At 52.7% G+C, this 15,136-nt stretch carries 13 protein-coding genes; 2 read left to right on the forward strand and 11 right to left on the reverse strand.

The window, feature by feature from the left end; genetic code table 11:
- Positions 1 to 155: 155 nt before the first annotated feature.
- Positions 156 to 1,424 carry a selenoneine synthase SenA gene (gene senA, locus AC2EBU_RS07630; RefSeq protein ID WP_484609760.1) on the reverse strand — a complete coding sequence of 423 codons (1,269 nt, stop codon included), beginning with the start codon at positions 1,422 to 1,424 and terminating at the stop codon, positions 156 to 158.
- Here senA and senB point away from each other — a divergent pair.
- Both senB and selD read left to right on the forward strand, forming a co-directional pair.
- Positions 1,423 to 2,433 carry a selenoneine biosynthesis selenosugar synthase SenB gene (gene senB / locus AC2EBU_RS07635; RefSeq protein WP_484609761.1) on the forward strand — a complete coding sequence of 337 codons (1,011 nt, stop codon included), beginning with the start codon at positions 1,423 to 1,425 and terminating at the stop codon, positions 2,431 to 2,433. The genes senA and senB overlap by 2 nt on opposite strands.
- On the forward strand, positions 2,430 to 3,497 hold the full coding sequence (gene selD, locus AC2EBU_RS07640; RefSeq protein WP_484609762.1) for a selenide, water dikinase SelD: 1,068 nt from the start codon (positions 2,430 to 2,432) through the stop codon (positions 3,495 to 3,497). The genes senB and selD overlap by 4 nt, the downstream gene beginning before the upstream one ends.
- A gap of 51 nt (positions 3,498 to 3,548) precedes the next feature.
- Here the strand turns inward: selD and AC2EBU_RS07645 are convergent, their stop codons facing one another.
- The 10 genes from AC2EBU_RS07645 to AC2EBU_RS07690 form a co-directional block, all read right to left on the reverse strand.
- Complete coding sequence (locus tag AC2EBU_RS07645) at positions 3,549 to 4,538, reverse strand: NAD-dependent epimerase/dehydratase family protein (protein ID WP_484609763.1); 990 nt, start codon at positions 4,536 to 4,538, stop codon at positions 3,549 to 3,551.
- Entirely contained in the window at positions 4,535 to 5,689 is a 1,155-nt protein-coding gene (locus AC2EBU_RS07650; RefSeq protein WP_484609764.1) for a glycosyltransferase, read from the reverse strand. Before AC2EBU_RS07650 ends, AC2EBU_RS07645 begins: the two co-directional genes overlap by 4 nt.
- A 78-nt stretch (positions 5,690 to 5,767) precedes the next feature.
- Positions 5,768 to 7,594, reverse strand: a complete 1,827-nt coding sequence (locus tag AC2EBU_RS07655; protein WP_484609765.1) for a glucosamine 6-phosphate synthetase — start codon at positions 7,592 to 7,594, stop codon at positions 5,768 to 5,770.
- Positions 7,595 to 7,623: 29 nt separating this feature from the next.
- Positions 7,624 to 8,781, reverse strand: coding sequence for a glycosyltransferase (locus AC2EBU_RS07660; protein ID WP_484609766.1), 1,158 nt, complete (start codon positions 8,779 to 8,781; stop codon positions 7,624 to 7,626).
- Between the two features lie 54 nt (positions 8,782 to 8,835).
- A complete protein-coding gene (locus AC2EBU_RS07665; protein ID WP_484609767.1) occupies positions 8,836 to 9,999 on the reverse strand; it encodes a glycosyltransferase in 1,164 nt (387 codons plus the stop codon).
- Positions 10,000 to 10,011: 12 nt separating this feature from the next.
- The gene (locus AC2EBU_RS07670) at positions 10,012 to 11,187 is read right to left on the reverse strand and encodes an N-acetyl sugar amidotransferase (protein ID WP_484609768.1); all 1,176 of its coding nucleotides are present in this window, start codon (positions 11,185 to 11,187) and stop codon (positions 10,012 to 10,014) included.
- Complete coding sequence (locus tag AC2EBU_RS07675) at positions 11,174 to 12,466, reverse strand: oligosaccharide flippase family protein (protein WP_484609769.1); 1,293 nt, start codon at positions 12,464 to 12,466, stop codon at positions 11,174 to 11,176. Before AC2EBU_RS07675 ends, AC2EBU_RS07670 begins: the two co-directional genes overlap by 14 nt.
- A gap of 30 nt (positions 12,467 to 12,496) precedes the next feature.
- Positions 12,497 to 13,249 carry an AglZ/HisF2 family acetamidino modification protein gene (locus AC2EBU_RS07680; protein ID WP_484609770.1) on the reverse strand — a complete coding sequence of 251 codons (753 nt, stop codon included), beginning with the start codon at positions 13,247 to 13,249 and terminating at the stop codon, positions 12,497 to 12,499.
- Positions 13,249 to 13,869, reverse strand: a complete 621-nt coding sequence (hisH, locus tag AC2EBU_RS07685) for an imidazole glycerol phosphate synthase subunit HisH (RefSeq protein ID WP_484609771.1) — start codon at positions 13,867 to 13,869, stop codon at positions 13,249 to 13,251. Before hisH ends, AC2EBU_RS07680 begins: the two co-directional genes overlap by 1 nt.
- Positions 13,869 to 15,110 carry an O-antigen ligase family protein gene (locus tag AC2EBU_RS07690; protein ID WP_484609772.1) on the reverse strand — a complete coding sequence of 414 codons (1,242 nt, stop codon included), beginning with the start codon at positions 15,108 to 15,110 and terminating at the stop codon, positions 13,869 to 13,871. The genes hisH and AC2EBU_RS07690 overlap by 1 nt, the downstream gene beginning before the upstream one ends.
- Positions 15,111 to 15,136 lie beyond the last annotated feature (26 nt).

The following is a 15,136-nucleotide window of genomic DNA, read 5'->3' on the forward strand; positions in this document are numbered from 1 at the left end:
GGAGATTTCAAGCAAAAACGGCCCATACCCAGCGTGAAAAGGTCACATTCAGCTATATTATTTATAGCTATCGGTCGATGGTCGGATCACCGGTTGGAGGCTTGACCGGGGCAGATCCGGGCGGAGGGGCTGTCTCCGGGGGGCAAGGATGCGGTTCAAACCGCCACGCTGCGAAAACCGGCAAAGATATCGTTGCGCTCGGCGGTGAAAAAGTTGCGATAACGAGGGTGAACCATCGACGCGGCCGTGGCGGCGCAGGCCCCTTTGAGCACCGGGCGTCCGTAGAACCATGGCGCCGAATAGTCCCGGTAAGGATGGGGCTGAAATCCGTCGAACGGGGCAAAGGGGCTGGCCGTCCATTCCCAGACCTGGCCCCAGTCAAAACCGGGCTGCCCGCTGACGGCCAGCCATTCGGCCTCGGTCGGCAGGCGGCGCCCGGCCCAGGCACACCAGGCTCGCGCTTCGTGGAAAGTGACATGGCAGACCGGCGCCTGAGGCTCCAGGGGTGTCCAGCGACCCCAGCGTTGCTGCTGCCAGCCTGCGGTATCGACGCGCACGTAACGGGGCGCACGTGCCGACGTCGCGCAACGCCAGCGCCAGCCTTCGGCCGTCCACCACCGCGCATCGTCATAGCCGCCCGCTTCGACGAAGGGCAGATACCGCGCCCAAGTCACCGGCGCCGCGTCGATCCGGCCTGGTGCCACCGGCACCCGCTGCGTGCCACATTCGTTGTCGAAGGCAAAACCCGGCCCGTGCCAGGCCAGATCGCAAGTCCCCGGAGGAACGGCAAGCTCGGCGGCGCCGCTCCCATCCACCCGCCGCGGCAGGCTCACCGGCCGGTCCAGCGCGGCGCTGGTCTGCGCATCGGCCGGGTCATAACCCACGGTCTGGGCCATGTACACGGCCGCTTCGGCATGCATGTCTTCGTGGTAGAGCGCCAGGCGAAAGAAATACAGTCCGGCGTCGGTTTCGTCGGCGGCTTCCAGCCACGCCAGCGTGTCGGTCAGACTGCGCTCCAGGTCGGCGCGCGTCTGCGCCGCGTCGGGCAAGGGCAGCTGCCAGCGCACGTTGTGGGCCACGCGACTGGAGTGGTACAGCGCCTCGGCATCCACACCCCGCGCCGCCTGGCGTGCGGGACGGCGCGAAACATCCGGGTCGGCGGCCAGCCCCAGGGCGCGGTGCGGGTTGCGGGCAATCCACCAGTCGGCAAACCAGCCGACATGGCCCAGCTCCCACAGCGGCGGATTCAGCTCGGCGCGGACCGGCACGACCAGCGCCGGCCCCAGGGCGCGGACTGCCGCATCAAACAAGGCCAGTGTGCGGGCACGGGAGGCCACCAGCGCCTCGGCCAGCGCCCGCCGCCCCAGGCAGCGTGAGGCGTCTTGCTCCACAATCCGCCCACCTCCCCCCTGCGTCGCATCCATGTCGTCAAAGCCCTCGTTGTGCCTGGTAACGCCCGCGCTGGCCGACGCCAACAACGGCAACTGGCAAACCGCGCGCCGCTGGTCGCGCCTGCTGCGCGACCATTATGCGGTGCGCCTGGCCGCCAGCTGGCCGGATGCCGCCGAGGCGAAGCAACCGGCAGCGCTGCTGCTGGCCCTGCACGCCCGGAGGTCGGCTGCCAGCATTGCCGCCTGGGCGCTGTCCCATCCCGCCAGGCCCCTGGTGGTGGCCTTGACCGGAACCGACCTTTACCGCGATATCGAAACCGACCGCGACGCGCAGCGTTCGCTGCGCCTGGCGACCCGCCTGATCGTGCTGCAGGACCAGGGCGCGCTGGCGTTGCCGGCCAGGCTGCGGTCCCGGTGTGACGTGGTGGTGCAGTCCACCACCAGCCGCCAGACCCTGGCCAAAACGGGCCGCCGCCTGCGCGCCGTGGTGGTCGGCCATTTGCGCGACGAAAAAAGCCCGCAGACGATCTTCGCCGCGGCGCGCCTGCTCTCCCCGCACGACGGCATCACCATCGACCATATCGGGCTTGCGCTGGACCCGGCGCTGGGCGCCGCCGCGCAGCAAACCGCCGCCGTCTGCCCGCATTACCGCTGGCTGGGTGGCATGACCCATGCTCAGGCACGTCGCCGCATCCAGCAGGCCCATGTGCTGCTGCACCCGAGCCGGATGGAAGGCGGCGCGCATGTGATCATGGAAGCCGTCTGCAGCGGCACGCCGGTGCTGGCCTCGCACATCCCGGGCAATGTCGGCATGCTGGGCGCCGGCTATGGCGGCTATTTCCCACAGGGCGACGCCGGCGCCCTGGCAAAGCTGCTGCGCCGGGCACGTGCAGGGCAAAGCGGCCACTCGCCCGACATCCTGGCCGCTTTGCACGCACAATGCGGGCTTCGCGCGAGCCTGTTCGCGCCCGAATCCGAACGCGCAGCCCTGCTGCAATCGCTGCGCACCGCGCAAGCCCCCCTTTCAGGAGAACACCCATGACCCAGACCGCCGACACCCCCCGCGCCGAACCGCGCCTGACCAGCCTGTCGCACGGCGGTGGCTGCGGCTGCAAGATCGCCCCGGGCGTGCTGGCCGACATCCTCAAGGGCACAACCCAGATGCCGGTACCCAAGGAGTTGCTGGTCGGCATCGAGACGGCCGACGACGCCGCCGTCTACCAGCTCAATGACGAGCAGGCGCTGATCGCCACCACCGATTTCTTCATGCCCATCGTGGACGACCCGTTCGATTTCGGGCGCATCGCGGCCACCAATGCCATCAGCGATGTATACGCCATGGGCGGCACACCCATCATGGCGCTGGCCCTGGTGGGCATGCCCATCAATGTGCTGTCCACGGCGACCATAGCCAAAATCCTGGAGGGCGGCGCGTCGGTGTGCCGCGCGGCGGGCATACCGATTGCGGGCGGCCACACCATCGACTCGGTCGAACCGATCTACGGCCTGGTTGCTCTGGGACTGGTGCACCCCAGGCGGGTGAAACGCAACGCCGACGCCCGGCCCGGTGACGTGCTGGTACTGGGCAAACCGCTGGGGGTCGGGGTGCTGTCGGCAGCGCTGAAGAAAGAACAGCTGGATGCGGACGGATACGCCCGCATGATCGCCACCACCACCCGCCTGAACACGCCGGGCCCCGCCCTGGCCGCCCTGGCGGGCGTGCATGCGCTGACCGATGTCACCGGCTTTGGCCTGGCCGGACACGCACTGGAACTGGCCCGGGGCTCGGGCACGCAGGTGCAGATCGACTGGAGCCGCGTGCCGCTGCTACCCGGCGTGCGCGACCTGGCCGCACGCGGCATCGTGACCGGCGCCTCCGGCCGCAACTGGGCCGGCTACGGCGCCGACGTCACCGTGCCCGAAGACTTCGCCGACGCCGACCGCGCCCTGCTCACCGACCCGCAAACCAGCGGCGGACTGCTGGTGGCATGTGCGCCCGAGGTCGTCGACACCGTACTGGCGGTGTTTCGGAATGGGGGGTTTGGGGAGGCGGCGGTGGTGGGGGGGGTAGGCAACCTTGCCAAACCCAAGCTCCACGTAACCTGAGGCTTCACCAATAAAACTTTGATAGTAGACCGCAGCACCAGCGTGGGCTGCCTACTCCGTCAGGAACGTCTTTTGGTCCGAGTGGTTCTCTACGAACTCAAACTGTATGGTTCGCCTCAAGCCTTCCGCTAACTGAACAACCGGGACAAAGCCGGTCTTCCTGACTGCAGTCGTGTATTGGGAGTCCGCACAAAATTTCCGGATGCGAATGGCACTCACCGGGAACGTGCGACCCGTCGCTCGAGCGATCATGTCCAACAGGTAACCACCGAATAAGCCCACCGGGAAAGGAATGCGAAATCCAACTTCTGGCTTCCTTCCAAGCGACTCCCTGACATTCACAACCAACTCGTTCATTGAAAAATCAGGTGTATCAACATAATTGAAAACATGAACTCCCGGATCGAACGCCAGAGAATACTCGAGGAAGGCCGCCACATTCTCGACATAAGCTAGCGATTTGCGATTTTCCCCCGAACCCACCATCAAAAAACGATGGTTCGCGATCTGACGCAACAGATTGTAGACGTTTCCCCTATTTCGTTCCCCGAAGATAACAGTAGGACGAACGATTACCAAAACACGGCGATCCGGATCACGGGCTTGCCAATTTTTCAGGACCTCTTCCGCTGCCGCTTTGGTTCTACCGTAATCATTGAACGGATTGAAAGGCGTATCCTCACCGGAACCAGGCTTCGCAAACCCATAACACGCGACTGAACTGGTGAAGACAATTTTCTCGACTCCATTCCGTTCAGCCGCTTCGACGACATTCGACGTCCCCATCACGTTGGTCTGATCATACAAAGCGATCGGACGAACATCATCGCGATGCACAGCCGCGAGGTGAACAATGGCCGAACAACCTCTCACGGCATTGCACAAATCACCCGCCTTCCGAATGTCGACGTCCATTCGATGATGCGGGTAATCGGGACTTTCAGCAATATCGAACAGCCGAAAATCCGTACCGACTGCCTGCATTCGAGCACACAACCGAGTTCCAACAAACCCGGAACCTCCAGTAATACCAATTGTCACCTGTCAAATTCCTTAATGTAATTGGCGAAAATTGCGCTTTGGACCTGACGAGAGTAACGGCTTCTCTTCAAATGCAGATTGTCGCGAAAGGGTTTCGTATCAATTCGATCATCTATTAAATCGGCAATCAAGCGCGCGCACTCGATGGACTGACTGTTATCAAAACTCCACCCAAGGCCCTCTCGCTCCACCTCAATACCGGACTCGTTCTTCGGGATAACAATAGATGGTATTCCCGCACCGATAAATTCGAAAACCTTAACCGCAAAACCAGCGTTCGTGCTTGGCTGATTGGTGTGGACGGAGAGTCCGAAGTCCGCCTTCGCGAGATGTTGGAGCACTTCTTGATGCGAGAGATGCCCGACATATGATAAGTTTTTGAGCTTCATTTCGGTGATCTCCTGAATCCCAGGTCCATAACCTGCAATCACGAATTGATGCGGCCCCGCATTCACTCCACAGTATCGAACAATATCAACAAAGGAATTGATATCAAATAGTCTTCCAAATAAACCATGCATGAAGATGACCTTCGGCGCCCCGCTTGTTCTAACGTCAACGCCTTGCAGCACCACAGTCGCATCAAAACCGTTCATCACGACCTTTGGAACAATCTGGGTTTCATTGCCGATCTCCTTAGCCAACGCCGAGGTAACCGTGGTGACCATGGCAGAATGCCGATAGATGAATCTCTCCAACGCAAGCAAAATACGGCCGGCATACGAATCGCGTCGCAATAGTCCAAGAGAAAAGAAAACCTGAGGATACCGATCCCTCACATCGAAAACGTAGCGCCTGGAGAATAAGAAACAGACGAATGCTGGGATGACCATGCCGAAGAATGGCGGACTGGTCAAAATAAAGAAATCGAATTTCCTGTAATGAGTCACTATCCTCCACCCAAAGGCGAAACCAAGGCGCATTTCATGAACCAACCGGTTAATCAAGCCCTTGCTATTGTCGGGCGGTTGGACATTGATATGCTGAACTTCAGAATTTTTTGCAGGCTCGGGCGTCACTCCATCGACTTTCGCCGTCAAGACAACAACCGACTGCCCCGCATCAATCAGTGCCTCGACGTTAAATCGACTACGAACTGCTACAGCGGTTTGCCCAGGATAATATTCCGAACAAACATAAACTATCCGCATATTTGGAAATATACCTTCTGATACGCACTTGTCATCGGTCGGCTGTCATCCAACGACTTCTTTTGCGCATCTTATAGATCAAACTTCTTCACATATTTTCGGAATCCGATTCACCACATTGATAACCTCGGCGAAATCCAGGCCAATCGCATCAAGATACCATTTGATATTCGGATAACGCGGTCGGTTTTCGTCCTCGACCAAAACCAGTGCTTCTTCGCGGGTGATGTCGCCCTCGCGAATCTGATTGCTGCGGAAAGTATCGTGCTCGGTAAAACCTGCGACGGTATAATAAATATAATTATAAATAGCCGCCGTTCCATCACCGATGCGCCAGGTTGTGTTCGTATCGGGCGCACGTTCCCAGTCATATTCATTCAACAAGGTATCGTCGATTGTTTTCTCATCCCAACGCCAGAAGTCAAAGATATGGAAATAATCGGTTTTTTCATGGAAACTTCTGTAATACTCTCCGGACAGGGTATCCCAGAGCGACGAATTGAAGTACCCAGGACTCTTCAACATCGCCTGAATGCGCAACCACTGATAGCGCAATTGCTTCATTGCCCCGTGGGAATACACCCGCTCCTCCTCAAAGTCAGGGGGAACACCAAGAAAACCAGCTTTAAAATGGGTAACTTCCAAAGGATTTACACCCCAAAGATTCAGAGAAATCCCGGTCTGCTTCTTGACGGTTTCAATGTGACGGAAAAAATGTTTATCTCCCGCAGTAAATATACTTACCATTCCCAAATGGGGAGATTTGAGCCACGCTTTAAAATTCATGGCGATATTTCGTCGCTTCTGGGCGATATCGTCCGCCACAATGATGTTCTCAACTCCGAGTCGGGCACTCATCCGACTGATGTTGCGTCGTCCAAGATCCGTCACCATACCCCAGTCATACGTGTAGGTTATCGGCTTCATCTTGAGTTCGCGCGCGATCAGATGCAGCCCGTAACAACTGTCCCGCCCGCCGGAAAACGGAACCAGACAGTCATCGCCAACCTTGCGGCGATACGGCTCCACCAGCGAGAATAGCTCTTCAACCGGGCGTGGGCGATTTCTGGGCTTGTAGTTATTACAGTAGTTACACACCCCGTTAGCATCAAATTTGATGTAAGGCATTGTGTGGGGCAAAATACACTTGGTGCACCGTTGCAGGCGATACCGCTTGTACTCCAGCATTTTCTCTTCCTGCGCATGCGTTCCCAATTTCGGGATCAGGTCGATACGAGTCGATGCCAATTCCACAACATCCAGGCGAGTCTCCTGTTTCGGCATATCCAGAACGCGCCCTTCGCGCCGAACCTGATCAATCTGCGTACAGCCGATCAGGGTCAAAGGATAGCGCTCGGACGAGAAATACCATGAACCATCTTTCGAACCCAGGTAAAGACTACCGTTATTTGAAAAAAGGCACAATTTCCCGAGCTTTGGAAGAGCAAGAGCACAAGCAACCACTCCATCACAGGAAGACAAGACTCGCTCAGCCACACCATCGGCCAGCCCAGTCTTTTCTACCTCCTCTGCCGCAAGGGCAGCAATGATCTCCGTATCGATTTCCTGTTTGCGTTCCTTGGAACACTTCGCCCAGAGCTCTTCGTAATTGACAACAATGCCATTGTGAATCACAACGATATCGTCGCGATACACCGGTTGATTGTCAGCGAGTCCGTTGGTAATCAGTCGACTGTGACCAATCGCAAAGGAAGAGCCACCAATGTCAACCTCTTTCAGCAATGACGAAATAGCCTTGTCCGCGCGATAAATTTTCCCGATTTTTCCCGTGAAAAGCAGAAGCCCACTCGAGTCCTTGCCGCGTTGTTCGGCATGATGCGCCAGGACGCTCAGCTCATCGGACGCAATGGAACCCGACGAAACAATACCGAAAATACCACACATAAGAATACTCCATGAAATCCAGATCGAAATTAACGAGATAGAAGCTCTTTATAGCTTTCCTGAAGCCGAGTCGCCTGTGTCTCCCACGCCAAGAGAGAAAGATCTCTGACGTTGCGATGAATACCATGGACACAAATCTTTTCAATGGCTTCGACCAAACTATTGGAATCAAGTTCACAAGTCGAACCCAAACCATGATGATCGACCACTCGTCGGATTTCAGGAAAATCACAGGAAAGCACGTACAAACCCGCGAAGGCGTACTCAAACAACTTGTTGGGCAGACAATAGTAGTCACTCAATGACACGTTTTCGATGAGACAAAGCCCAACATCCGCGCTCCGCGCGATCGCAACAACCTCATCGTGGGGAACAGCTTCATGATAATGGATATTGGAAAAGCGGGAAGCGCTCGCTTTGGCCAAGGGTACCAGAGCGCCGTATCCGACCATTACAAAATGGGCGTCCGGATGACAGCGAGAGAACGCATCCAAGGCAATCTCAATACCACGTCCCTTGCCAATGATTCCGAGATAAAGAAATATCTTCGCCTTCTCCGGAATCTGAAACTTGCTATGCAAATACTGCGCTTCTTCATCGCAGACTTCATTGGTAGTATGCGTTGAACTCTTTATTTGCGGGGAATTCAAAACCAACGTCGAGGGCTTGGGGCCAAATTTCTCAAAATACCACTGTACAATTCTGTCGCTGACAGTGACAAAATGATCCACTGAAGACCAAGAGATACGCTCCATAACCAACGTTGATACGGAAAGAAGCTTCGTCTGACCGTTCTTGTTCGACTCCAACTCGTGCGCATCATAAATTAAACGCGACTTCGTAATCCACTTCAGAACAACGCCTGCTGGAAGAACAAGGGTGTCGTGACAATGAACGATTTGCGGTTGAATCGTTCGCCCACGCAAAACCAATCTGAGCGAAAGTTCAACAAAATTGAAGGCGTAGCGTATTGGGCGTGGCAACCACTTGAATATCTTAGTGTAGAGACGAATTGTTTCAATCCGAACATCAACAATAGTTTTTGGTGGAGCTTCCGAAGTGTCAGCCAGTACACCAAGCCCAAAAACTTGGACTCCATCAATATTTCTTATCGCCTCAATTTCTTTCAGTATTCGCGAGTCCGAACGTATATCGGTATGACTAATATGCAAAACCCTCTTTTTCATCCGCATTCCTTCAACAAAATACGACGGGCCCATCAAATCTGAAAATCGGACATTTCATCTGTAAACCTTAGCGAAAATCACGGCGTCGTTCTCCCAGTATGTAGATTTTGCATATTTAGCGACGCTACTTTTAAACGACTTAATTTCTTCGATATCGAGGCGTGCAAAAACATCCTTCAAATTTTGCAAACCAACCACGAGACCTAAAGAGTTATCCGTAAGCAGTCTTCCGAGGTATTTCAGGTTATCGCTGACCAAAATCGGCAGCCCCGCATGTATGTACTCGAAAAATTTATTCGGCTGGCTCAACTCATAGCTTAGCGAAGTACCCTCAGAAACAATAATGCCAATGTCAGCCCCAGCGGAATACGAAGTAATCAAATTCAGCGGAACCGGTTCGTGATAATGAATATTGATCCATTTCTCGGCAGCACTCATGACCATGGTCTCCGCTTCAGAAGATCCAAAGCCCATCATGACGAGATGTGCCGCGTCATTATTTGAATAAGAGAACGCGTCGAGGAGTTCTTTAGTGCCTCGGCCAACACCAAACATTCCCTGATATATAAAAATAATCGATCGCTCTGGTATATCAAATTTCTTCCTGAAATTCGCTGGCATTGGCTTGACCTTGGCAGCCTCTATTTCGGGTGCATTTCGGACAACGTGAACATTCTTCAATTTGTACCGATCACGATACCACAGTGCAATCGGCTCACAAACTACGACAACATCTCTGACATATTGAATAAAAAGATATTCATATAATTTATCTCTATATTTCGCAAACCCCGCCAATCCAGACCTCTCGGTCTCGAGTTCATGAGGCAGATATACGACCGGACAATCGCGTATCCACCCGAAAAAACAAGCGATCGGAAGGTCTGTGACATAATGACATGTCAGCACATCTGGTTCGGCTTGACGGATTGCAGAATAACAGCCACGGAAGTACTGGAAATATGCGTAAAGAGCCAAGATTTTTCGTATGAAAACAAGCCGAAAACGGTAGTTTTTGGAGAAAAGCTCCCTTATTTTGGTCTTTATTCTGATTATTCTCAAACCGGAGGGATGGATCTCGGTTTCTTCCCGTCCGCCCACCCAAAGACCCACCGCGTAAACGGCATCAGCGATCCCTGTTGCAAGGACGTATCGAGCCTCCTTGAATAATCTATTTTGACTATAAATATCCGTCGGATAAATATGGAGTATCTTCACCGTAAATCCATTTCACCTTATCGCATTTTTGATTCTTACAGCGACTCGACTCAGTCTGCCAATCCACATTTTTTGACGGCTATTCGTTGGATATTCTTGTGCGCATTTCGGCTGCTCGCTCATTACCCGCTCAAATTCCGCCTGTGTTATCTCAAGCTTCTTTAACCAGTAATGCATTTCCTCTTTTAGAACTCGGTCTTCGTAAAGCGGTTCCTCCAGTTCGCGTATCGCATCTTCGCGCGCAAGTTGGCCGGATACAATCAGACTTGACAGATGGGCTAATCTCTTGTCATAGCCGAATTTCGTTGGTAAATAATAGGCCTGATGGAACTTCGTGAATACCGACTCGTAGTGTTTTCCACCATAGTCGCGCCACCCTAATTCTTCTTTCAGGAGTCTTTTCGCAGATTCTTTTTCGTAAGCAATGTATTCGAGAGGACGGTGGACACGCATTCCCAGAATGTACGGGTTGAGTACAAGTCGTTGAAACGCGCTGATAGTTGGGTAGTTTCGTAAGGGGATGCGTCCGAACTTCCGATGAATGGCACGGAGGTTTACTGCATCCGAGGCGTCATAACCCCAGGCCGGCGGCAAAACAGATTCGGTCTGCATGTTTCCGCCATTCAGTACATCTCTGATCCCATACTTCTTTGCTTCTCTGTAGAGTGACGCGATGAATGCATGATCTTGCGGCACATCCAGGTTTGCAACCCCTGAGAGGAAGTACGCTCTTTGAATGTCTCGAATTTCATTCCAATCAATTACCAAAGTATGCAGATCAATTTTGAGTTTCTGTACAATGTTTTGTATGTTATTGACCGCGAGTTCAGAATTCCATCCTGTATCTACATGTACGACCAGAGGTCTAAGTTGGAACTCCTTTACAGCCAGCCATGCGAGATAGGAGCTATCAACCCCCCCAGACAACCCCATGATGCAGTCATAGTCTTTACCGCGGCCACGCTCCTTCAAGTTGGAGACAATATCTTGAAGTTTTTTGGCCCGCTCCTCAATGGTGCCAATCGCTTTTTGATATTTCTCGTAACTGCGGCAATGATTACATACGCCTTCACTATCAAAACTGATGTCAGGATCGGAAGTATCCATAACACAGCGAACACACCGTTGATATTTTTTCTTTCCATGTGACGCCAAGTGGCTGTCTGTCAAGTCTTTACTTTCGTTCATTTCGCTTTTTCCCGTTTGCAAATCGGTACGACATAACGATACACAGAACGTACCAAGCGCCTACAGCGGCGGAGTAAATAAAGAGCGTTGTCTGCAATGTGGTTTCTGACATCAAGATTTTCGGCATCAACAACGCGCCAGCACTGATGACTACAAGGCCAATTTGCCAGAAAAAATCCTCTTTCTGTTTTCCTGCGATGATCCAAACATAGCTTAGAGGTGAGGAAACAAAACGCACAATCAACAAAAATGCAAGACACTGGATGATTTCACCGGCATCGACCCATTGCTTTCCAAATATCAAAGGGAATACAAATGGAAAGGCAATCAGCATGGGCACGATTGCGACGAGTGAAAACAGGATCAACAGAACGAAAAAACGGTTGAAAGTCCTTTGGCAGCTGCCGTCTTTTCCATATTCATCAGCAGCCTGCTGCCGAAAAAACTCCTGTGCGCTTGTTGTAACAAAGCTCAACGGCATACTGATCATCCGATTTGCCAGTGAGTACTGACCCAGCTGGGCAGTACCGAAATTTCGACCAATCAGAAGATCAGGCAGATAACTGCTCACCGTGTTGACGAGCGTTGCCGGTAGTGTCCATAACGCCAACCTGTAATGCTCATTGAATTTTCGAATAAGTTGTCGGAAACTTATAATTCTAATTGAATCAAGCTGGTGATTGGCGCAACAGATTTTTACCAGCAATATTAGCGAGATGGTCATACCAATGAGATTTGCAATCACGAATCCACTCGGCCCAGGCTGCAGGAAACCTATTCCGATCTGCAATACTGCAGTGAGACTCGCCAATATCAGCTTGTTGCGTCCGAGTTCCCTGTAACGCTGATTTTTTGTCGCCCATGCATAAAATGAAGCCGATAGTCCCCCGATCAACACGGTCAGTGGGAGCCATCTTTCGACATGACTGTCAGTTGCAACGCCCAAACTGACTAACAATGTGCCAGGCGTCGCCGCAATTACCGCGGCAGTGACAAGTGCGGACATCAAAGTAAGACCACATGCTACGAACAGTGCATGCATCTGACCAATTTGGTCGTCTTCCAGGATGATCGCGTTATGCATGCACAGTGAGGAGAGCACCGTCAATATGGTCGCAATTGCGAAATAGACTGCATAGACGCCAAATTCGGATGGGCTGTACAGACGCGAAAGGATCGGGGCACTGATCAGCGGAAACAGCATGGACGCAGCAGTCCCTCCCGCAAAAATGGCATGCCCTCTATTGAAAACTGATAGCAAGTTTCGGAGATTTAACATCGACTATCAGTCAAACACCGTCTAAGTCACTCAGAGACCCGCCCGGTCTTTAGAGTCCGGGTAACTGATCAGCACCGCGCGATGCTTTCCTTGAAAAACAAACATGGCTCCCGCGGCGGCGGCGGAGGCCCCGGCTTCACGAATCGCCCGTCGCATGTCATCGATAGAACCGGCCCCCCCTGCCGCCACAACAGGTACATTGACCGCCAAGGCAATGCGTTTCACCAATTCGAGATCGTATCCAGACATTTCACCGTCGCGATCGACTGAATTGATCAGTATTTCGCCGACACCTAGTTGTTCCAACCGGCGAGCCCACTCTTCAGGACCTGGCTTGATCTTTTCGGTGCCGCCACGTATCAAAACCTGTTCCTTGCCTAGCCAGTTGCGACGAACGTCAATTGAGCCCACCACGGTGGAACTACCGAAGCGGTCGGCAAGCTCGGTGACAAAGGCTGGATTTGTCCAAGCGATTGTATTGACCACCAGTTTTTCAAATCCGATTGCCAATATCTGCCGCGCCAATTCAACGGATCGCACACCGCCACCATAACTCAATGGCATGAAACATTCGCCGGCGATGTTCTTCAGAAGCGGGATATCTGGGTCAGCGCCTGTTTTTGCAGCTTCAATATCGAGAAAGATCAGCTCATCAACTTCTTTTTCGTTGAAAATCCGGATGCTGTTGATCGGATCGCCGAGATAGGTTTCGTCAGTGAATTTTCGGGTCTTGTAGAGATATCCCTTCTTCAGCAGGAGGATAGGAATAATTCGGGATCGCATCAGGCATACCTCGCAAAGAAGCGCCTGAAGAAGTGCATACCGAACTTGTGACTCTTTTCCGGATGAAATTGAACACAATGAATATTGTCCCGACTGAGACCGCAGGCAAAATCGAAGCCATATTTCGCTGTCATCGAAACTTCCGCCTCATTCTGCGCCTTGAGATAGTAAGAATGCACGAAATAGAAGCGTGGCGGTTCATCCAATTTGTCCAGAAAAGGGCAACCGTTTTGCGGATGCACGTCCCGCCAGCCAATGTTCGGCAACGGCCAGCGACCCTCTACGCCAGAAAAATCCATCCTACGGGTATGGGCCTGGAACCAGCCCAAACCGGCCTCCGACCCTTCATCGCTCGAAAGGGTCATGAGTTGCGCACCCAAACATATCCCAAGGACTGGGATGCGTTTGTTCATGACCAGATCATTCAGGGGTTCAACCAGTCCTGACGATCTCAAATGCTGCATCCCGGTATCGAAGGCTCCAACTCCGGGCAGAATCAATGCCGATGCCTGCTTTACCTCCTCCGGATCGCGACTGATTATGGAATCGAATCCTAACTTCTTGAGCATGTTATGGATGGAACCGAGATTTCCTATCCCGTAGTCGATGATTGTAATCATCAGGATTTCTTTCCACGTCCAAGGACCGGCTTCATTGATGCGATACCCAGCATTAACCAGAACACAGGCCATGTGAAAAACGTCGCTACCGTACCAATTGCCAGCACAGCTACGAAAACAATCAGGGCACTGCGCTCGGTGTCCGTGACGAAATTCCACCCCTTCAGCCGCGACATGAGCGAGAAATACAAAACAAATAAAAATATTGCAAATCCGACAATGCCTGAGTGCGTAAGGAATGAGAGCGGCAAACTATGAATATAAAACCCCTCCCCGGCATATGAGAGGTTCTCGGCATTGAAATTCCCAAAAATCGGCGAAACTTCGAATTGATCGATAAACGTTGAAAGCAGATTAATTCGATTGTCAAGCGGTGAGAACCCTTTATCAACACCCAGCAATTCCGAAAACCTGGTTCTCGCAACGATATTTTCTATGGCATCACCATAAAAATCAAAAATAATTACTAAACCGAAAATAACAACCCCAGCGGAGACTGCCTTGTACCTCGAATCGCGCACCATCCCATATAGAATATTCGCTACAAAAAGAGCGCCAAACAAAACAATCAAGGTGGATTGCATCAGGGCAACAGCGGCAATCAAAAACCCCGCCCCTACAAGCAGCAACACATTAATAAATTTTGGCACGCCATCAGACCATGCCGCCTTTGATGTCAGAAAAAGGAAAATCAAAAGAGTAATTGCAGTTGCTGCTGCAGGCTGATAGTTTTCAGTTAGCACGGGATCGGCAATATAATCAATCGACGTGTCAATGATGGCAAATATACCCATCACCATCATGAACAATATTGCCATTCTCGCTCGCCGATCCCGGCTCCCGTCTTTTATCTGTGCAAACGCACTCAGCGTGGTAGCAACGCCAACACCCAAGATAAACCACATCAATATTCCGTGTCGCGATATCAGAAAAGCTTCAAACGGCGTTCGGACGTCGGTGAAGGCGAAAACGATTGACACGTATCCAATGAGCACCAAAACCAGTAGCAGGGCAGGAAAATTGAAATACCGATGCATCAACGCTCGCAGACCAAGAATACAACTGATCATTACGGAGACCCAGAAACCAAGAATATCTAAGCGCGTCCCCGACAGTTGGAACGCATCAATATTCAATGATCGAACCATCTGAAAGGTAAATACTCCATAAAATACCAGCGCCAAGGCGACAACCCAAAGCGGCGCTCGTTTCATACGAATATCATTTCCGGCGTCCGGCATTACCTGTTTTCTCTGATATTACGTTT

This window comes from Curvibacter sp. T50, assembly GCF_057219955.1.